The sequence below is a fragment of the Serratia sp. JSRIV002 genome, from assembly GCF_019968725.1.
In the GTDB taxonomy this organism is placed as follows: Bacteria; Pseudomonadota; Gammaproteobacteria; order Enterobacterales; family Enterobacteriaceae; genus Chania; species Chania fonticola_B.
Genome location: NZ_CP074143.1, coordinates 4,978,513 through 4,997,673 on the forward strand (window position 1 = coordinate 4,978,513; position 19,161 = coordinate 4,997,673).

The 19,161-nt window shown below is 54.4% G+C and carries 18 protein-coding genes; 9 read left to right on the forward strand and 9 right to left on the reverse strand.

The features are described 5' to 3' along the window. Window positions 1-98: 98 nt before the first annotated feature. The 3 genes from KGP26_RS23350 to KGP26_RS23360 form a co-directional block, all read right to left on the reverse strand. Window positions 99-3,533, reverse strand: coding sequence for an ATP-binding protein (locus KGP26_RS23350; protein ID WP_223664663.1), 3,435 nt, complete (start codon window positions 3,531-3,533; stop codon window positions 99-101). A 73-nt stretch (window positions 3,534-3,606) separates the two neighbouring features. After that, complete coding sequence (locus KGP26_RS23355) at window positions 3,607-4,239, reverse strand: response regulator transcription factor (RefSeq protein ID WP_021806290.1); 633 nt, start codon at window positions 4,237-4,239, stop codon at window positions 3,607-3,609. Between the two features lie 177 nt (window positions 4,240-4,416). After that, window positions 4,417-5,409, reverse strand: a complete 993-nt coding sequence (locus tag KGP26_RS23360) for a type IV pilus twitching motility protein PilT (RefSeq protein WP_223664664.1) — start codon at window positions 5,407-5,409, stop codon at window positions 4,417-4,419. 20 nt (window positions 5,410-5,429) lie between these two features. On the opposite strand from KGP26_RS23360, the gene KGP26_RS23365 reads away from it, so the two are divergent. From KGP26_RS23365 to hemW, 6 genes are all read left to right on the forward strand, one after another. Then, a complete protein-coding gene (locus KGP26_RS23365; protein WP_059201772.1) occupies window positions 5,430-6,143 on the forward strand; it encodes a YggS family pyridoxal phosphate-dependent enzyme in 714 nt (237 codons plus the stop codon). 10 nt (window positions 6,144-6,153) lie between these two features. After that, on the forward strand, window positions 6,154-6,975 hold the full coding sequence (proC, locus tag KGP26_RS23370; RefSeq protein ID WP_094981426.1) for a pyrroline-5-carboxylate reductase: 822 nt from the start codon (window positions 6,154-6,156) through the stop codon (window positions 6,973-6,975). A gap of 82 nt (window positions 6,976-7,057) precedes the next feature. Continuing rightward, on the forward strand, window positions 7,058-7,612 hold the full coding sequence (locus KGP26_RS23375) for a YggT family protein (RefSeq protein ID WP_021179666.1): 555 nt from the start codon (window positions 7,058-7,060) through the stop codon (window positions 7,610-7,612). Continuing rightward, entirely contained in the window at window positions 7,609-7,899 is a 291-nt protein-coding gene (yggU, locus tag KGP26_RS23380; protein WP_223664665.1) for a DUF167 family protein YggU, read from the forward strand. Before KGP26_RS23375 ends, yggU begins: the two co-directional genes overlap by 4 nt. 16 nt (window positions 7,900-7,915) lie before the next feature. Further along, window positions 7,916-8,512 carry an RdgB/HAM1 family non-canonical purine NTP pyrophosphatase gene (gene rdgB / locus KGP26_RS23385; RefSeq protein WP_166733330.1) on the forward strand — a complete coding sequence of 199 codons (597 nt, stop codon included), beginning with the start codon at window positions 7,916-7,918 and terminating at the stop codon, window positions 8,510-8,512. Continuing rightward, window positions 8,502-9,653: a radical SAM family heme chaperone HemW gene (gene hemW, locus KGP26_RS23390; RefSeq protein ID WP_021806295.1), complete on the forward strand. Its 1,152-nt coding sequence runs from the start codon at window positions 8,502-8,504 to the stop codon at window positions 9,651-9,653. Before rdgB ends, hemW begins: the two co-directional genes overlap by 11 nt. Window positions 9,654-9,827: 174 nt before the next feature. Here hemW and KGP26_RS23395 read toward each other — a convergent pair whose 3' ends face one another. From KGP26_RS23395 to trmB, 4 genes are all read right to left on the reverse strand, one after another. Continuing rightward, window positions 9,828-10,544, reverse strand: a complete 717-nt coding sequence (locus KGP26_RS23395) for a DUF2884 domain-containing protein (protein ID WP_059201775.1) — start codon at window positions 10,542-10,544, stop codon at window positions 9,828-9,830. A gap of 40 nt (window positions 10,545-10,584) precedes the next feature. Next, the gene (gene glsB, locus KGP26_RS23400) at window positions 10,585-11,508 is read right to left on the reverse strand and encodes a glutaminase B (protein ID WP_094981501.1); all 924 of its coding nucleotides are present in this window, start codon (window positions 11,506-11,508) and stop codon (window positions 10,585-10,587) included. An 80-nt stretch (window positions 11,509-11,588) separates the two neighbouring features. Further along, complete coding sequence (locus KGP26_RS23405) at window positions 11,589-11,915, reverse strand: YggL family protein (protein ID WP_021806298.1); 327 nt, start codon at window positions 11,913-11,915, stop codon at window positions 11,589-11,591. Continuing rightward, entirely contained in the window at window positions 11,915-12,634 is a 720-nt protein-coding gene (trmB, locus tag KGP26_RS23410; RefSeq protein ID WP_021806299.1) for a tRNA (guanosine(46)-N7)-methyltransferase TrmB, read from the reverse strand. The genes KGP26_RS23405 and trmB overlap by 1 nt, the downstream gene beginning before the upstream one ends. A 180-nt stretch (window positions 12,635-12,814) precedes the next feature. Here trmB and mutY point away from each other — a divergent pair, with 180 nt between their 5' ends. The 3 genes from mutY to mltC all read left to right on the forward strand — a co-directional run bounded on the left by mutY (window position 12,815) and on the right by mltC (window position 15,326). Continuing rightward, window positions 12,815-13,915: an A/G-specific adenine glycosylase gene (gene mutY / locus KGP26_RS23415; RefSeq protein ID WP_223664666.1), complete on the forward strand. Its 1,101-nt coding sequence runs from the start codon at window positions 12,815-12,817 to the stop codon at window positions 13,913-13,915. Then, the gene (locus tag KGP26_RS23420; protein ID WP_021179657.1) at window positions 13,912-14,184 is read left to right on the forward strand and encodes an oxidative damage protection protein; all 273 of its coding nucleotides are present in this window, start codon (window positions 13,912-13,914) and stop codon (window positions 14,182-14,184) included. Before mutY ends, KGP26_RS23420 begins: the two co-directional genes overlap by 4 nt. A 65-nt stretch (window positions 14,185-14,249) precedes the next feature. Continuing rightward, on the forward strand, window positions 14,250-15,326 hold the full coding sequence (gene mltC / locus KGP26_RS23425) for a membrane-bound lytic murein transglycosylase MltC (RefSeq protein WP_021806301.1): 1,077 nt from the start codon (window positions 14,250-14,252) through the stop codon (window positions 15,324-15,326). 48 nt (window positions 15,327-15,374) lie between these two features. Here the strand turns inward: mltC and KGP26_RS23430 are convergent, their stop codons facing one another. Beyond that, window positions 15,375-16,487, reverse strand: a complete 1,113-nt coding sequence (locus KGP26_RS23430; RefSeq protein WP_059201777.1) for a GGDEF domain-containing protein — start codon at window positions 16,485-16,487, stop codon at window positions 15,375-15,377. Between the two features lie 117 nt (window positions 16,488-16,604). Next, entirely contained in the window at window positions 16,605-18,767 is a 2,163-nt protein-coding gene (speF, locus tag KGP26_RS23435; protein WP_223665687.1) for an ornithine decarboxylase SpeF, read from the reverse strand. Window positions 18,768-19,161: the final 394 nt, after the last annotated feature.

A 19,161-nucleotide genomic window follows, 5' to 3' on the forward strand; every position in this document is an offset into this window, starting at 1 on the left:
TGAGGAGCCCAAAAGCCCCCCTTCCTGTGCAACAAAGAATAAAATGATCGCCCTTACCTTAATATCTGCAGAAGGCTTAATCACTCTGTAGGAAGGGACTATTCTCCTGTAGTCCGTTGTACCTTCTTTAAGCTACTGAGCAGCCGTTGCGCTTCCCCCAGCACCGCCGTTGCGGTGGCCTGAGCGGGGTTGTCATGCAATGACTGACAAGCTTGATTCAGTTTTTCAGCATTCACCAACCGCGCCGCACCAGCCAATTTATGGGCCAACGCCCGTATGCTTATCAGGTCCATCGGTTGTTGCTTCATGTCCATGGCAAGTTGCGTACAGTCTTCATGCAAGCAATCCAGCAGGGTTTGGATGAACTCTTGCAATACCTTTGGCTGGCGCAATTCCGCTGGTAAATCTTCCACGACAAACGCAGGCTCCTCTTCACTGTTCCCCACATCAGCCAGTGGCAACGTAGACAATTTCGCTTTTAATATGCTCAGGTTAACCGGCTTGAACAGGCAGTCATCCATTCCCGCCTGCAGACAGGCCTCCCGTGCACTTTCTTGCGCATTGGCCGTCAGCCCCCAGATCACCGTAGGAACGGACTGCTGTTCACGCTCGAGGTGCCTGATTTGGCGGCTCAGGCTGTAACCATCGCGTTCAGGCATCTGGCAGTCGGTGATAATCAGGTTGAAGCTGTCCTGCTCCAACAGCTGCAGCGCCTGCTCCCCATCCCCCACCGCACTGGGCTGATGGCCAAGAAACTGCAACTGTTGGGTCAACAACATTCTGCCCGCCGGATGATCTTCAACGATCAGTACCCGCAGCTGGGATGATGCCACCGGGGCGGGTTCCTCCAGAGGTGTTTGAGGGGGGAATTTCAGCAATCTCGGCACCGAAAGCAGCACGGTGACCTCGCTGCCAATACCCACCTCACTGTTCAATGCGATGGTCCCTCCCATCATCTCTACCAGCTTGCGGCAAATATACAGCCCTAGCCCCGTCCCGCCAGCCTCCCCATTGCCCTGAGTAAAGGGTTGGAAAAGACGCGCTTGAGTAACAGCATCAATTCCCTTGCCAGTATCAGAGACACGTAGCCGCAGATCCGCTCGTTCCTCGCTAATCTGATCGACCACGACGCTGAGTGTGACCTGCCCTTGCTCGGTAAACTTGATGGCGTTACTCACCAGATTGGATAGCACCTGCTTGAAACGCATAGGATCTACTAACACATCACCAGTGATCTCCGCGTCAATATCCAACCTGAACGCTAACCCTTTTTGGCGTGCCACACCGTCAAATAACATCGCCACGGCTTCAATCAGGCGACGGATATCGGCACGCTGTGGATGCAGGATCAGACGGTCCGCCTCAATGCGTGAGATATCAAGAATGTCACCAATCAAGGCCAGCAGAGAATGGGCGGACTCATGTGCAACACTCAGCAGTTCTCGATCTAAAGCTTCCTCCCGTTGCGGGCGGTTCAGCAACAGTTCCAACATGCCGATAATGGCATTGAGCGGGGTACGGATCTCATGGCTCATGGTGGCCAGGAAGGTGGTTTTAGCCCGGTTGGCACTGTCTGCGCGCTCTTTCGCCTGCTGTAACTGCGCAATCAGGCGATCGCGTTCGGTCACGTCAAACCACCCGCCGATTTTTCCTTCAGCACGCTGATCCTCAGTAATTAACAATTGGCCCCACTGCTGCAAAGTACGCGACTGGCCCCCCAACTGCATAACTGATAAAACCTGTTCCTGCTCACCACCCCGGCCAATATCCAGCGTAACAGGCAGTTGCAGTGGGTAATTTTCCAGTGAGCTACCGACGACTTTCTCTGCGGGAGCATTGATGGCATTAAAAAACGGCGTGTTCGCCATCACTATCTGGTCTTTCAGATTGGTGATGTAAATCGGCAAGGGCACGCTATCGATGATCGCCTGGCAACGCTGCACCAGGCGGCGCTTACTGCGCAACCGGCTGATAACCAAGACTATCACCAGCATTGCCAGCAACAGAACGATCAGTAACCACGCTGTGGAATAACAGTGGGCAAGCAATTCTCCATCACCCGGGGTACCTTCAAGCAGATAGGTGTTGTTATACCAATTGCTGGTCATCGCATGGATATCCTCTGGGGGGATATTCAGCAATGCCTTGTCGAGGATGGTTGCCAGGGGATATTCATTACCAGAGACACCAATCACAAAACGCGCCGGTTCAATATCCAGAGCACTCAGAATACTAAGCCCCGATGTGGGCTCCCGAGCCAGGAAATAATCGGCGCTAATCATCGGCAACACGAGTGCTTCAGCCTTTCCTGCTTTTAGCGCCTCAATACCGGCTTGGGGTGAAGGCACGGTAATGATCCGGCTCTCGGGGTACTGTTCCCGCAAGATAACCTGCAGAGGGTGCCCTGCGACCAGGGCAATCAACTGCGGAGGATCATGGCTAATCTGCTCCTGGATCCCCAGCAATACCCAAGAGTTGAATAAATAAGAACGAGTGGTCAGCAACCCGTTAGGCCAGATTGCATCTAGCGTCACGCCAGCGACAATGTCAGCCCTGCCGGTTTTCACCGCATCCAGGGAGTCTTGCAGTGATTGCGCGCGGATAATGTCAAACTTGAGCCCTATACGGCTAGAGATAGCCTCCATCACATCGGCTGTCAGACCACGGAACTCCCCCTGAACGTCGAAGAAGCCCAGAGGGGCAAAATCGCCATTAACGGCCAAGCGCACCCTGGGATGTTCTTCCACCCACTTTCTTTCCAGTGAGGTCAGCAGCAGGTGTTCATCGCTTTGTGACATGGGGATCCCGCCATTCCAGCGGCTTTGGATCTCTGCATGGGTGCTTTCCGGAATGCTCGCTAAAACAGCGTTCAATATTCGCTGTAAACGCACATTCCCCTTGGCCATGCCAAAGGAGAAGCCTTTGATGTCCTGTTGTGGCAGCAATTGCAAACGCAGATTGTTCAGGTTGCCCTGATTGATTAAATAGCGAGCCACCGTGGCATCACCAATAAAAGCGTCCAGCTTCTTGAACGACAACGCCTCCAGCGCACGGCGCGGTATGTCAAAGACCTGATAATCTGCCGGAAAGCGTGCTATCAAGCTCTGATTACCGCTGTATAGGCGTTCGATAGCAATGCGCTTGGGGGGATTCTGTTGCAGCAGGCTATCGGTGCGCACCACCAATGCCGGTGAGGCAGAGACATAAGGTGTAGAAAGCAGCATGTCGGGATCGGCTACGCTTTTTGCAGCGACATTGCCGATCAGATCGACTTCTCCCTTATCCAGACTCCTCCGTAAGGCTGAGGCATCTTCGTAGTAACGCACCTTTATCTGTACGTTAAGGTTATAGCCGACGATCCCCAGGTAATCAGCATTGATACCACCATAATCCCGGGTGCCACTGATGATATCAAAAGGAGAATAATTGGGGGCCGCAATGCCGAAAACCAGCACACGTTTACGGCGCAACCATTGCCAATCATCACTGGTCAGCTCGGGCTCGGATAATTGAACCTGGCTACGGCTAAGCAAATTAGTTTCACGAAACGCGGGAACTTCCCCAGCGGAAACACCACAGCAAAAAAACAAAAGTATCAAGAGCAATTTATTCATCGTCAGGTCGTTCGCTCTGATGATGAAAAAAAGCCACCAAATCTTCTGTACTGCTAACTTTTAGTTTTTCCATCAGACGTGTCTTATAAGTGCTGATGGTTTTATTGCTCAAAATCAGACGATCGGCTATTTCCTTATTGCTAAGACCCTCTGACAAATACCGCAACACGGTCAATTCACGATCGGAAAGGCGAGTAAGATCATTCTCACTTTTTTGCGGTGAATTTAGCAAAGGCATCAGAGTAATCTGTGGAAAACAGGCATAGCCTTGCAGCACCAGTTGGCACAATGGTGCCAATTGACTGATATCCTGATCCTTGTTGAAAAACCCGCTAGCCCCGGCACGCAACGCTCTTTCTGCATAGCTCCCCGTGGGCAGGCTAGTATAGACCACCACTTTAATAGCGCTGTCCACCTGGCGAATATGCTGTAGGATCTGCAGCCCATCCATTTTGTTCAGCATGATATCAAGTATCACCAGCTGCGGCGTATTTTCCCTTATTCGCGCCATGGCATCCAGACCGTTAGTTGCGGTCTGGATCGAGTTATTACCTAATGAAGATAAAATTGCTTTCACAGCGAAACAAATTGCGGGGTGATCGTCAACAATCAGCCAGGAACCCATAAGAATATCCTTATCCTAATACTAGTCCTAAAAATAAAAACCCATAGAGAGTTGCTTATACTGCAACACAATTCGCTCTTGAGTTACCAATATACTTCGCTCTTGCACGCAACCTCTGTGCTATTGATTGCAATTAAATATAAGGTATAAGGGGGAAATAGCTAATCGATTGTGGCATTATAATATTCCCTGCGCAACACGCTGTTGCAAACCCTGTTCAAAAGTTTGCATGCCTGACTGCGCACCGGTTTGCAATACGCTGACCAACTGATGGGTTTTCCCTTCGCGGATCATGCTGCTCACCGCCGCCGTGGCCGTGAGGATCTCGTAAATGGCAACACGCCCTCCTCCAGGTTTGCTCAGCAGCTTTTGCGCGATCACCGCCTGCAGGCTACTGGCCAACTGAGCCCGAACATAGGTTTTCTCTTCCGCCGGGAAGACATCCACCAGCCTTTCCACCGCCTGTGGCGCGCTGCGGGTATGCAAAGTAGCTAGAACTAGATGGCCAGTTTCTGCCGCGGTCAACGCCAGCCCAACGGTGGTGGTATCACGCAGCTCCCCCAGCAGGATCACGTCTGGATCTTCACGCAGTGCGGCCCGCAGCGCATCGTCAAAACTGTGGGTATCCCGCCCTAACTCGCGCTGCTGGATTAGGGAACGCTGGCTACGATGGATAAACTCGATCGGATCTTCCAGCGTGAGGATATGGCGGCGCTGATGCCGATTAATAAAGTCGATCATCGCCGCCAAGGTGGTCGACTTGCCGCTGCCGGTAGCACCGGTGACAAGTATCAAGCCATCTTCGCGTTGCAGCAGCGCCGGAATAATTTCCGGGGTAGTCAGTTCGGCCAACGTTGGGCACTGGCTGGCTATCCTGCGTAGCGCCACAGAGACCCCGGCGTTCTGCAAAAAGAAATTGGCACGCAGCCGGGTGCCATCAGCCAGGGCTAGCGCCAGATCGAGCTGCCCCACCTGCTGGAGTTGCTGCCACATCGTTTGCGATAACTGCGTTTGGCACCATGCCGACATCTGCTGTTGGGTGAGGATTTCCCCACTTTCCACAGCCTGGAGTTCGCCATCGATACGTAACATTGGCAGATGGCCGGTACAAAGGTGCAGATCGGAGGCATTATGCTTTACACTAAGAGCCACAAATTCATCGATATCCATATCAATCTCCCGGGTTAATCATGAGCACTATCCAACAGAATCTGCAGGATGTCAGGAGCCGTATTGCAGCGGCAGCTCAAGACTGCGCACGCATTCCAGAAGAAGTGACATTGCTTGCAGTCAGCAAAACCAAACCTGCGGAGGCGATCGCACAAGCCATCGCCGCAGGCCAGCACGCGTTTGGCGAGAATTACGTGCAGGAAGGGGTAGACAAGATCCAGTATTTTGCCCAGTTGCCGGAAGGGGCAGGATTGGAATGGCACTTTATCGGCCCGCTGCAATCCAATAAAAGCAGGCTGGTGGCAGAGCACTTTGCCTGGTGCCACACCGTTGACCGCTTGCGTATTGCCCTGCGCCTGAGCGATCAGCGCCCCGCAGAAATGCCGCCACTAAACGTGCTGATCCAGATAAATATCAGTGACGAGCAGAGTAAATCTGGCATTGTATTGAGTGAGCTGCCAGCGCTGGCCGAGGCGGTCGCCGCATTGCCTAACCTGTGCTTGCGTGGGCTGATGGCCATCCCGGCCCCGGAACACGACTATCAGCGCCAGTTGGCGACATTCGGCCAGATGAACGACGCTTTCCAGGAGCTCAAGCAGCGCTATCCGCAGGTGGATACGCTGTCTATGGGCATGACAGATGATATGCAGGCAGCGATCGCCGCTGGCAGCACGATGGTTCGTATCGGCACCGCCATTTTTGGTGCCCGCGACTACTCGCACACCACCGTATAACGAGGATTGGATGCAACATCGCAAAATTACCTTTATTGGTGCCGGTAATATGGCTCGCGCTATCATTGCTGGCCTGGTCGCCGGTGGCTATCCGGCAGCCGCCATCAGCGTTTGTGCGCCGTCAGCAAAAAACCGTGACGCCCTGGCCGCCGAATATGGCATCCACAGCAGCGCAGACAACATCACCTGTGCACAACAGGCCGACGTCGTGGTCCTGGCGGTGAAACCGCAAATGATGGCGCAGGTTTGCTTACCTTTACAGGAACAGGTCGATTTCTCCGGTAAACTGGTGCTGTCGATCGCCGCCGGTATTCTGGTGAGCCGTTTCTATCAAATGCTCGGCGAAGGCTTGAATATCGTGCGCATCATGCCCAATACCCCTTCACTGGTCGGTAAAGGAATGAGCGGGCTGTATGCTCCCGAGCAGGTTAGCCAACAGGATCGTGATTACACCAGCGATCTGATGAGCTCGGTGGGTAAAGTCTGCTGGGTCGATGACGAAAACGGCATCAATAGCGTGATCGCCGCCGCAGGCAGCGCACCAGCCTATTTCTTCCTGTTTATGGATGCCATGCAGCAGGAAGCCGAACGTATGGGATTCAGCAGCCAGGCCGCTCGCGATCTGGTGCAGCAGGCCGCTATCGGTGCTGCGGCATTGGCCGCCGCCAACCCGGAAATTTCACTGGCTACGCTGCGTGAGCAGGTGACCTCCAAAGGGGGCACCACCGCCGAGGCAATACGGGTGTTCAACGAACATCAGTTGCCAGAGACCGTTGCCAAAGCCATGCAGGCCGCCGTTTCCCGTGCGCAGGAAATGGAAAAATCATTTTAACTATGCCCGATGAGTTTCAGGCCGCCACGGTGGTCTGAAAACCAAGGGGATAACCCAGAAGTTAAGGAGAAGGGTAACTTACATGCTAACGCTGACTTTTCTGGTCAAAACCGTCGTTGATATTTACGTGATGGTGCTGCTGTTGCGCATCTGGATGCAACTGACGCGCACTGACTTTTATAACCCGTTTTCACAGTTTGTGGTGAAAATCACCCAGCCGATCGTCGGCCCTCTGCGCCGCATCGTTCCTTCGATGGGGCCGGTAGATAGCGCCTCATTGCTGTTGGCGTTCCTGCTGATGACCATCAAATATCCGCTACTGCTGCTGATCCAGAGCGGTACCCTGTCACTCAGCCTGTACAACTTGCTGTTTGGCCTGATCTCCCTGATCAAATCCGTCGGCTACCTGATCTTCTGGGTGATGATCATTCGCGCCTTGATGAGTTGGATCAGCCAGGGCCGCAGCCCGATTGATTATGTAATGTTCCAGCTTACCGAGCCATTGATGGCCCCTATCCGCCGCGTGATCCCGGCAATGGGCGGCATTGATTTCTCCGCGATGGTGGTGATCCTGATCCTGTATCTGATCAACTACCTGGGGATGGATCTGTTCGGCGAGCTCTGGTTCCTGCTGTGAGTGCAGTTACCCCGCTGCTGGACGGGCTGGTAGTCAGGCTATATATTCAGCCCAAAGCCAGCCGCGATCAGATTATTGGCCTGCATGGCGACGAGATAAAAGTCGCCATCACCGCACCGCCGGTTGATGGCCAGGCCAATGCCCATCTCATCAAGTTTATCGCCAAGCAGTTCAAGGTGGCGAAAAGCAACGTGTTCATCGAGAAAGGCGAGCTGGGGCGGCACAAGCAATTGCGCATCCTCAACCCGCAACAGATCCCTGAGGCCATCGCGGCGCTCATCGAATAATTTCAAGGTAGCTATTATGCAAAAAATCGTTCTTGCCACCGGCAACCCCGGCAAAGTGCGTGAACTCGCCGAACTGCTGGCCGATTTCGGCTTTGACGTGGTAGCGCAAACCGAGCTTGGCGTAGACTCCGCCGAAGAAACCGGCCTGACGTTTATTGAAAACGCCATTCTCAAGGCCCGCCATGCCTCGCAGATCACCGGTCTGCCAGCGATTGCCGACGACTCAGGCCTGGCAGTCGATGCCTTGGGCGGCGCTCCGGGTATTTATTCTGCCCGCTACGCCGGTTTAGAGGCCAGCGACCAGCAGAATCTGGACAAGCTGCTGGTGACGCTGAAAGACGTGCCTGCGGGCAAGCGCGGTGCTCAATTCCATTGCGTGCTGGTCTATATGCGTCATGCAGAAGATCCAACTCCGCTGGTATTCCACGGTTGCTGGAACGGTGAAATCACTTTTGAAGCGGCCGGCGTTGGCGGCTTCGGTTACGATCCGATCTTCTATGTGCCAGAGTTGGGCTGCACCGCAGCAGAGCTGACGCGGGAAGAGAAAATTGCCATTTCCCACCGTGGCAAGGCGTTGAAGTTGATGTTGGAAGCGATGCGTAATGCCAGCTAACAGCGTACAACTGCCACCGCTCAGCCTGTACATCCATATTCCCTGGTGCGTACAAAAGTGCCCATACTGTGATTTCAACTCGCATGCCTTGAAAGGCGAAGTGCCGCACCAGGAATATGTCGATCATCTACTGGCGGATCTGGATGCTGATTTGCCGCTCGCCAGCGGCCGTGCAATCAGCACCATCTTTATCGGTGGCGGTACGCCGAGCCTGTTGAGTGCCGAAGCCATGCAGGCACTGCTGGATGGCGTGCGGGCGCGCATTCATGTCGCGGATGACGCCGAGATCACCATGGAAGCCAACCCAGGCACCGTGGAGGCCGATCGCTTCAGTGGCTACCAGCGCGCCGGGGTGAACCGCATCTCGATTGGCGTACAAAGCTTCAGCGCCGAGAAGCTAACCCGTCTGGGGCGCATTCATGGCCCGGATGAGGCCAAACGCGCGGCGCATCTGGCAACCGGCCTGGGCCTGCGCAGTTTCAATCTGGATTTGATGCATGGCCTGCCGGATCAGTCACTGGAAGAAGCGCTGGACGATCTACGCCAGGCTATCGCCCTCAATCCGCCGCATCTGTCGTGGTATCAACTCACCATCGAGCCAAATACCCTGTTCAGCTCACGCCCGCCGGTATTGCCGGACGATGACGCGCTGTGGAATATCTTTGAACAAGGGCATGAGCTGTTAAGCGCCGCCGGTTATCAGCAGTACGAAACCTCGGCCTACGCCAAACCGGGTTATCAGTGTCAGCACAACCTCAACTACTGGCGCTTTGGCGACTATCTGGGGATTGGTTGTGGCGCACACGGCAAGCTGACCTTTGCCGATGGCCGCATTCTGCGCACTGCCAAAACCAAGCATCCACGCGGCTTTATGCGGGGTGACTATCGGGACAAGCTGCATGAAGTCGAGGCGCACGATCGGCCATTCGAGTTCTTTATGAACCGTTTCCGCCTGCTGGAAGCTGCGCCACGCGCCGAGTTCGCCCAATATACCGGGCTGGATGAGAGTGTGATCCGCGCGCCATTGGACGAAGCACTGGCTAAAGGCTATCTGCTAGAGACGCCAGAGTATTGGCAGATCACCGAGCATGGCAAACTGTTCCTTAATTCGCTGTTGGAACTGTTCTTGCCGGAAGAATAACTTAGGTAGAATTGCAGGCTCACCTGTATGGGCGCAGCATGTGAGCTGCGCCCATTGAGATCATCAATGCGGTTCAAGCCCTAAAAACTCAGCAACACTGCCCTGGCAACAAAAAAGGTTCCGTCGAGTTAAGAGTGCAATTCTTAAAACAACGGAACCTGTTAACGTAAAACCTTAGTTCAACGCCTTAACCAGATCCTTACGCTGGGTTTCCAGTGCCGTTACGCGCTTACACACGTCGCGACCGAAGTTCTGGAAGTCCTGCTCCTGATTGTTCCATTCGTTCTTGATGGCCTGCTGTAGCCCACCCAGATTGCCCATGATCGCCTGCAACGGGTTGCCATTGCTGTTGGCAACCTGCTTGACACCCATTTCGTTCAGGCTGTCCTGCAATACGCCGCCCATGCTCTGCTGCACGATATTGCGGCCATCCTGCTCCACCTGAGCGATCGCCTTGTGGTGGAACGTGAGGCCGTCGCTGCGGTGTTCAATGATGCGGTTCATCTGCTGCTTCAACTGATCGTTGAGCGTGGTCAGGCGGTTGCGTACGTTACTGTCTGTGCCCAACTGCTGAACTATGACTTTATCCAGCGCTACCCGCGCCTTCTCCAGATGCTGCTGCGCACCCTGATCGATCCAGGGTAAATCTTTACGCAATGCGCTCTGGTAGCTGAACGCCTTCTGGCGCTGGTTATCGTTCAGGTTCAATGCTTTGCCATCACGAGTGACATCGCCGTCGGCGGTAATTTGCAGGTTACCGCTGGCACCTACCACCTGCACGGTCTGCGGGCTGATAATCACGTCGTCCTGTGGCCTGACGCTGCACTGATACTCGGCATGCGCCTGTGAAGCCGTTAACAACAGCAAGGCCAATCCGGTTCTCTTTAACATAGTTTCTCCTGACTCCCTTCCAACCGCATGTGCGATGGAGTTAAAAAATCGAACGGCTAATGCGTTGAGACAACAGTTCTAGTGCAGCAGTTCCCGCCAATGAGTTACCGGATGCATCCAGCTCCGGCGACCAGACGACAATCGACAGTTCATCAGGGACGATGGCGATGATACCGCCGCCCACGCCAGACTTGCCCGGCATGCCAACCCGATAGGCGAATTCACCTGCGCCGTCATACATACCGCTGGTCATCATCAAGGCGTTAATCTGCCGGGCCTGCAACGGGCTGATCACTTCTTCGCCATCAAGCGTCCGGCCCTGGTTAGCCAGGTAGACAAAGCTGCGTGCCAACTCAACGCAGCTCATCCGTAACGCGCAGTAGTGAAAATAGGTTTGCAGCACGGTCAGTACGTCATTGTCGAAGTTACCGAACGACTTCATCAGATAGGCGATGGCGGCATTGCGGTCGGAATGCTCAAATTCGGAGCGCGCCACGCGGATGTCATAGGATAGGTCATCAACACCTGCCAGTTGGCGCACCACTTCCAACATCCGCTGCTTGGGAGCACTAAGCCGGGTTTGCAGCATATCGCATACCACCAGCGCTCCTGGGTTGATAAACGGGTTGCGCGGTTTGCCCTGTTCCATCTCCAACTGCAGCAACGAATTAAACGGCAGGCCAGAGGGCTCTTTCCCCACCCGCTGCCAGATTTCACCTTCCTGATAACGCGTTAGCGCCAGCGTCAGGCTCAATACCTTGGAGATCGACTGGATCGAAAAGCGCTCCGCCGCGTCGCCGGCCTGAAACAGCTCACCGTCAACAGTACAGACGGCGATCGCCAGCCGATCGGCGGCGACTTCTGCCAACGCAGGAATATAGTCTGCAACCTTGCCTTGCCCAATCAACGGGCGAACCTGTTGCAGGATCTCTTCCAGCAACGCGTTATCTAATGTTGTTACCACCGCGCTCACTACTCCAGAAAGGACACCAGATAAAACAAAGGTGCCATTAAGGCACCTTCGGCAATGCTAATCGGACGGGATCAATCCCACCAGATGTCGAACAGATCGCTGGTTTTCACATCGTTCAGCTTGCGTGCTTCCAGCCAGTTTTTGATCAGCTCACGGTGTTCGTCGGTACAATGACCAATCGTCTGCAGGCAGATCAAACCTTCCCACTGCAGATAGCCACTACCGTCAAACGCCAGGCCGTTCGGCTCGATCACTTCCTCGATAAACGCGTCCAGGGTGCTGTCGATATCTTCAACGGCAGTCCCTTCAGCAAAACGCCAGGCGACGGAGAAGCCCAGTTCCTGGAACTCTTCGATATGCAACTTTTTACGTAAACGACGACTACGGTTCTTAGCCATTATTCCATCCTCTCAAACATCAAATCCCAAACGCCATGTCCCAGACGCTGGCCACGTAATTCAAATTTTGTCAGCGGACGCGAGTCCGGGCGCGGTACGTAATCATTACTCTCGGAGAGATTACGATAGCCTGCGCTGCTGCTCATAACTTCCAGCATGTGTTCCGCATAGGGTTGCCAATCGGTGGCCATATGGAATACGCCACCGACTTTTAATTTGCGCTGCACCAGCTCAACAAACGGCGTCTGTACGATGCGGCGTTTGTTGTGGCGCGCCTTGTGCCACGGATCGGGGAAGAACAGCTGCACCATATCCAGTGAAGCGTCCGGGATCATATTCTGCAACACTTCTACCGCATCGTGGCACATCACCCGCAGGTTGGCCAACTCCGCCTCATGGGCATCGGCCAGGCAGGCACCCACGCCCGGCGAGTGAACCTCGATCCCCAGGAAGTTCTGCTGCGGGTTGTTGCCCGCCATGGTGACCAGGGATGCCCCCATGCCAAAACCAATCTCCAGCACGGTTGGCGCTTCACGGCCAAACAGCGCGGCGATATCGACAGGTTCAGCCTGATATTCCACGCCCATCACCGGCCAATAGTTGTCCAGCGCCTGCTGCTGGCCTTTGGTCAACCGCCCCTGGCGGCGAACAAAACTGCGGATACGGCGCATCGCGCGGCCGTTCTCATCAAATTCTGGGGAGATGACGTCATTAATCATAGTGCTTTCTGTCTATTTGGCTGCCAATTAGGGGAACGCGCATTATGCAAAGATACCTTGCTTTAGCAAGCGTTCATCATCATACCGGATGTGCTACTGCGGAAAGTTCCGGTTTACAGCACCATCACTCTATGCTGCAATCGCGCATCATTATTTATCTGCCGGATAGCGAACTCGCTCATGATGCAAGCACAACAGTTCTCGCACGTAGTGCTTGACTGGTACCAACGCTATGGCCGCAAAACGCTGCCGTGGCAACTCGATAAAACGCCTTATCAAGTATGGCTCTCTGAGGTGATGCTGCAACAAACTCAGGTTGCCACCGTTATTCCTTATTTTCAGCGCTTTATGGCACGCTTTCCGAACGTGCGTGCCCTGGCCGAAGCGCCGCAGGATGAAGTCCTGCATCTGTGGACCGGGCTTGGTTATTATGCCCGCGCCAGAAACCTGCATAAAGCGGCGCAGACCATTGTCGCACAGCACGGCGGTGAGTTCCCGACAACCTTTGAAGAAATTGTCGCGCTGCCTGGTGTAGGCCGTTCAACCGCCGGTGCCATTCTCTCTCTGTCCCAGGGGCAGCACTACCCGATCCTCGACGGCAACGTCAAGCGTGTACTGGCCCGTTGCTATGCCATAGCTAGCTGGCCGGGTAAGAAAGAGGTGGAAAATCGCCTGTGGGAAATCAGCGAAGAGGTCACACCGGCAAAAGGGGTTGGCCAGTTCAATCAGGCGATGATGGATCTGGGAGCGATGGTCTGCACCCGTAGCAAACCAAAATGTGAGCTATGCCCACTCAATGTCGGCTGCATCGCCAACGGCAACAGCAGCTGGGCCAACTACCCAGGCAAAAAGCCCAAGCAAACCCTGCCGGAAAAAACCGCCTACTTCCTGATGCTGCAACAGGGCGATGGCGTCTGGCTGGAACAGCGCCCAGGAACTGGCCTGTGGGGCGGGCTATTCTGCTTCCCACAGTTTAGCGCGCGAATCGATCTTGAACTCTGGCTGCAACAACACGGCCTGCAAGGTAGCCGTTTAGAGCAAATGACCGCCTTCCGCCACACCTTCAGCCATTTCCATCTGGATATTGTGCCTATGTGGCTGAACATCGACAAAGCGGGTAGCGCCATGGATGAGGGTGCCGGTCTCTGGTATAACTTAACGCAGCCCCCTTCGGTCGGGCTGGCCGCGCCGGTTGAGCGCCTGCTACAGCAGTTGGCCAAACAGTCCCCGACCCAACCCGGTTTATTTGGCAACAGCGCCATTGACGAGGAATTAGCATGAGCAGAACCATTTTTTGTACCTTCCTGCAGCGTGACGCCGATGGGCAAGACTTCCAGCTCTATCCAGGGGAAGTCGGCAAGCGCATCTACAACGAAATCTCCAAGGAAGCCTGGGGAGAATGGATGAAGAAGCAGACCATGCTGATCAACGAGAAAAAGCTCAACATGATGAACGTGGATGACCGCAAACTGCTGGAACAAGAGATGATCCGCTTCCTGTTCGAAGGGCATGAGGTCCACATCGAAGGCTATACGCCACCGAGCGAATAAGATTTTCCGGGCCAGCTCTGGCCCTTTCCCCCTGTTTAATTCTTCGCGTATACGGCTTTAACAAGATGAAGAAAATGTTAGCTTTGCTAGTGATAGCGCCTTTGCTGATCTCCTGTTCCGGCAAAAAAAACGACGTGGTCAGTGAAGCCTATGTCAAAGACACCAACGCCTTTGATATTTTGATGGGCCAATTTGCCCACAATATCGAGAACATCTGGGGGCTGAGCGAAGTTCTGATCGCCGGGCCAAAAGACTACGTCAAATATACCGACCAATATCAGACCCGTAGCCACATCAACTTTGATTCGGGCACCATCACTATCGAAACCATCGCCACCACCGATCCGGCGGCTCATCTGCGCCAGGCGGTGATCAGCACCCTATTGATGGGTGATGATCCGGGCTCGATCGACCTCTATTCCGACGCCAATGATATCCAGATCAGCAAAGAGCCGTTCCTGTACGGCCAGGTGCTGGATAACAAGGGCCAACCCATCCGCTGGGAATGGCGGGCGGCGCACTTCGCCGACTACCTGCTGCAAAACAAGCTAAAGAGGCGTACCTCAGGCCTGCACGTGATCTACTCGGTGACTATGCAACTGGTGCCTAACCACCTGGATAAACGTGCACACAAATATCTGCCGATGGTTCGTCAAGCGTCTGAGAAATACGGCGTCGAAGAGTCGCTGATCCTGGCGATTATGCAGACCGAATCCAGCTTTAACCCGTATGCGGTAAGCGGTTCCGACGCGCTGGGCCTGATGCAGGTGGTGCAGCATACCGCCGGTAAAGACGTGTTCCAGAGCAAAGGTAAATGGGGCACGCCAAGCCGCAGCTACCTGTTTGATCCGGAGAACAACATCGATACCGGTACCGCCTATCTGGCCATCTTGCAGAATAACTACCTGGGCGGCATTCAGAACCCGACCTCACGCCGTTATGCGGTGATCACCGCATACAACGGAGGAGCTGGCAGCGTGCTGCGGGTATTCAATAGTGACAAGGCCAAAGCGGTAACCATCATCAACAGCATGCAGCCTGGTGATATTTATCAGACTCTGACCACCAAGCATCCTGCGGGTGAATCACGCCGTTATCTGGTGAAAGTGAATAACGCACAGAAAAACTATCGGCGGAAGTAATCGCTGATAAGAAAGGCAGGACAGGGGGAAAGCCATTCCCCCTGCCTCCTACTCAGCCAACGTATAGCCGTTGCGCCCATTAGCCTTGGTTTGATACAGAGCCTTATCGGCTATCTCGACCAATTGCTCACGCCCCACTCCGGCGCGCCATAATGCAATCCCCTGACTCACCGTGACCCATTGCCCAACATCGGAACCTTCGTGAGGGATCGCGATCGCCGCAACCAAGGTCTTGATCCTTTCGGCCACCGCTATCGCCTCGGCACGATCGGATTTTGGCAGTAGAATAATGAATTCCTCACCACCGTAACGGGCCACCAGATCCTGTGAACGACGCACGCTATTTTCAAAGCACTCGGCCAGACGGATCAGACACTCATCCCCCATTTGATGGCCATAATGGTCGTTATATTTTTTAAACAAATCCACGTCCAGCAGGATGATGGCGAAAGGCTCCCGACTCTCCGTCTCCCGAGAGAACACGGCGTCAAAGTAGTTGCTGAAATAGCGCCGATTGGCCAACCCGGTCAGCGGATCACGGTTAGCCTGCTTACTCAGACGCTCGATCAGCTGCTTGTTCTCCCTTTCCCGCTCGATAGCCAACATAAACCATTTCTCCAACATACGTTTGGCCGAGTAGATCAAAAACAGCATCAGTAAATAAGAGAACACGTTCGCCAGTGAGGCTGCACCGCGCAGGAAAATATTCTCGCTGATGGACATCGCCAGTATCGGTACCGTAAACAGGCACAGCAGCAAGGGAGAGAGGTAAAAGGGGATCAGTGAGGCAAACACCAAGCCAATCAGCAAGGGGTAGACTATGGTCACATTGCCCATGACGATCAGGTGATGAAAGGTAGCACACCAGCATAGCGACAAAACCGTCACACTGACTATCAGCCCCCACCAGCGAGCTTTCTCACCGTATGGCCGTAACACTCTCAACACCATATAGGTGACGAAGGCGACCAGCATCACGCCAGTGATCGCCGGAGCTGAACGTAGCAAATGGCTTAACGACTCGTAAAGCCCTGACCCCAGACGCTGTAGGAACAGGTAGAAAGAGAACAAGGCGTTAACCAGCAAAAACCAGTCAAAACTGTGAAACGTGGACTTCCTTTTTTCTTTGGCGACCCAGGCGGCGTATTTTCGATCTTTCATTATTGGACTCATTGTCATACCACTCTACTCAATGTAGTGGTGACATCCGCCTTTGTCATGCAAGATAGACGGGCGCAGCATGCCGCACCCATACAATTCGGTTAGTCAGATGAGGTTTTACGGCTTGATCATATAGCCAAAAATCCGTTTCCAGCCGTGATCTTTCTTCTCGATATACACGCCCTGCAGCTCCGGTGAGAAGCCTGGCAAGCGGTTGATGCCCTCCTCCAGCGCCAGGAAGTAACGCTGTACCGCACCGCCCCACACTTCGCCTGGCACCACGCACAGCACGCCCGGTGGATAAGGTAAGGCACCTTCTGCCGCGATGCGCCCGGCAGCCTGCGCGATCGGCACCAGCTCAACGTTGTCGCGGATAAACTCGACGTTGGCATCCTGCGGATTCATCATTACCGGCGGGAAATGATCCTGACGGAACATCTCTTTTTGCAACTGCTTCACGTCGAAGCTGACGTACAAATCGTGCATCTCCTGGCACAGCTGACGAATGGTGTAGCCTGCATAACGCTGCTGATTCTTGCGATAGACCGTCGGCAAGACCTCACTCAGTGGCGCATCTGCCTCGACGTAACGCTCGAACTGCACCAGCATATCCACCAGATGCTCCATTTTCGCCGGGTTCTCCGCCGGGGTGAGCAGGAACAGGATCGAGTTGAGATCGCACTTCTCTGGCACGATGCCGTTCTCACGCAGGAAGTTGGCCAGAATGGTCGCCGGGATACCGAACTCGGTGTATTGACCGGTGGCCGCATCAATCCCCGGCGTGGTCAGCAGCAACTTGCAGGGATCGACCAGATACTGCCCCTGTGCATAGCCTGCAAAACCATGCCATTGCTCGCCCGGTACAAAGTTGAAGAAGCGTGCATCGTTGGCGATCAGGTCGGTATCGTAGTCCTGCCAGTCCTTGCCTGCCACCTGCGGCGGAATAAAGGGCCGCAACTGCGAGCAGCGTGCCAGCAACTGTTTACGCGTGTCGATCCCCAACTTGACGCACTCCATCCACATGCGGCGGCCAGCGGCACCGGCATGCATCTTGGCGTTGACGTCCAGCGCGGCGAACAGCGGATAAAACGGGCTGGTTGAAGCATGCAGCATAAACGCATTGTTGAGATGCTTATGGTTGCAGTGGCGTTTCTGGCCTTTGATGTGATCGTCTTTCTTATGGATCTGCGAAGTCTGCGAGAATCCTGCCTGCTGCTTATGCACCGATTGCGTGACGAAAATACCGGGATCGTGCTCATCCAGTTCCAACAGCAGCGGCGAGCACTCCTTCAGCATCGGGATAAAACCTTCATACCCCACCCAGGCCGAATCAAACAGGATGTAATCGCACAGATGGCCGATGGTATCGATCACCTGACGGGCGTTGTAAATGGTGCCGTCATAGGTGCCGAGCTGAATGATCGCCAGGCGGAAAGGCCGTGCCGCAGCGGCTTTTTCCGGGGCAACATGGCGGATCTGCTCGCGCAGGTAAGCCTCATCAAAGCATTTAGAATCGATGCCGCCGATAAAACCAAACGGGTTACGCGCGGTTTCCAGATACACCGGCGTCGCTCCGGCCTGGATCAACGCGCCGTGGTGATTGGATTTATGGTTATTGCGATCGAACAGCACCAGATCGCCACGCGTCAGCAGCGCGTTGGTCACCACTTTATTGGAGGCCGAAGTGCCGTTCAGCACGAAGTAGGTTTTATCGGCGTTGAACACTTTCGCCGCGTGTTTTTGCGCATCCTTGGCCGAGCCTTCGTGGATCAGCAGATCGCCCAGCTTCACATCGGCGTTGCACATGTCCGAACGGAAAATCGTTTCGCCGTAAAACTCGAAAAACTTGCGCCCTGCCGGATGCTTGCGGAAAAACTCGCCGCCCTGATGGCCCGGGCAGGCAAAGGTTGAGTTCTCCATCTCCACGTAGGTTTTCAGCGTTTTGAAGAACGGCGGTAACAGCGCCTGCTCGTAGGCATCGGCGGCGGCCTCCAACTGCGCCATATAAAACGCTTTGGTCGCGGCAGCCAAGGCAAATACGCCAGTAATCAACGGCAGGTGATCCGGGGAAAGCTGTTCATCCCCCTCAACGGCAACAAACGTCGGGATCTCAAAGCCGGTCGCTTTAAGCGTTGCCAGAATACCGGCATCCACATCGCTAACGGAGACCACGGCCGCCGCCACATCGGTATAGTCAGTCTGCCCCACACGCACAATTTCGCGCAGGGTTTCAATGCTGGCTACCAGGCTGGCGCTGGTTGCTATCTTCAATTCTTTCATCATGCTGAGTCTCAAACGGTTAAGGATGAGGGTGTGCCACTGGGCACATAATGAGATAACCCTGGTTATCCCGGCAAAGTGATGAGCCAAGGCGCAACCATGACCGGCCGATGCGGGTAGGCATCAGACAACTATCGGGGACTGGGATCGGCAGCGTCCGATAGACATCAGTAAAATCAGAGCCGCAGCTCTATTTTTAATCATGCCTAACAGCGAGCATTGGTTAGCTTTACCGCATAAGGGGCAGCGGTGTTCGCATAAATGGCGTTAAGGAAACACGGAGTGAGGGCGTCATCAGACTTCTGGAGCGCAGCTGCGCCGAGGTGGTTAAAGCCGTCATGCCTGTACTCCTCTGTGATGAAGTGGGAAATTCGCGCAATGATTACACGTTTTT

What these genes read in the sequence shown, in the direction of transcription:
- speF (WP_223665687.1), bottom strand. Translation starts at nt 18,767, where the DNA reads ATGAAAGAATTGAAGATAGCAACCAGCGCCAGCCTGGTAGCCAGCATT.
- KGP26_RS23355 (WP_021806290.1), bottom strand. Translation starts at nt 4,239, where the DNA reads ATGGGTTCCTGGCTGATTGTTGACGATCACCCCGCAATTTGTTTCGCT.
- KGP26_RS23430 (WP_059201777.1), bottom strand. Translation starts at nt 16,487, where the DNA reads ATGAAAGATCGAAAATACGCCGCCTGGGTCGCCAAAGAAAAAAGGAAG.
- mutY (WP_223664666.1), top strand. Translation starts at nt 12,815, where the DNA reads ATGATGCAAGCACAACAGTTCTCGCACGTAGTGCTTGACTGGTACCAA.
- trmB (WP_021806299.1), bottom strand. Translation starts at nt 12,634, where the DNA reads ATGATTAATGACGTCATCTCCCCAGAATTTGATGAGAACGGCCGCGCG.
- KGP26_RS23365 (WP_059201772.1), top strand. Translation starts at nt 5,430, where the DNA reads ATGAGCACTATCCAACAGAATCTGCAGGATGTCAGGAGCCGTATTGCA.
- KGP26_RS23375 (WP_021179666.1), top strand. Translation starts at nt 7,058, where the DNA reads ATGCTAACGCTGACTTTTCTGGTCAAAACCGTCGTTGATATTTACGTG.
- KGP26_RS23395 (WP_059201775.1), bottom strand. Translation starts at nt 10,544, where the DNA reads ATGTTAAAGAGAACCGGATTGGCCTTGCTGTTGTTAACGGCTTCACAG.
- KGP26_RS23360 (WP_223664664.1), bottom strand. Translation starts at nt 5,409, where the DNA reads ATGGATATCGATGAATTTGTGGCTCTTAGTGTAAAGCATAATGCCTCC.
- rdgB (WP_166733330.1), top strand. Translation starts at nt 7,916, where the DNA reads ATGCAAAAAATCGTTCTTGCCACCGGCAACCCCGGCAAAGTGCGTGAA.
- KGP26_RS23420 (WP_021179657.1), top strand. Translation starts at nt 13,912, where the DNA reads ATGAGCAGAACCATTTTTTGTACCTTCCTGCAGCGTGACGCCGATGGG.
- proC (WP_094981426.1), top strand. Translation starts at nt 6,154, where the DNA reads ATGCAACATCGCAAAATTACCTTTATTGGTGCCGGTAATATGGCTCGC.
- KGP26_RS23405 (WP_021806298.1), bottom strand. Translation starts at nt 11,915, where the DNA reads ATGGCTAAGAACCGTAGTCGTCGTTTACGTAAAAAGTTGCATATCGAA.
- hemW (WP_021806295.1), top strand. Translation starts at nt 8,502, where the DNA reads ATGCCAGCTAACAGCGTACAACTGCCACCGCTCAGCCTGTACATCCAT.
- mltC (WP_021806301.1), top strand. Translation starts at nt 14,250, where the DNA reads ATGAAGAAAATGTTAGCTTTGCTAGTGATAGCGCCTTTGCTGATCTCC.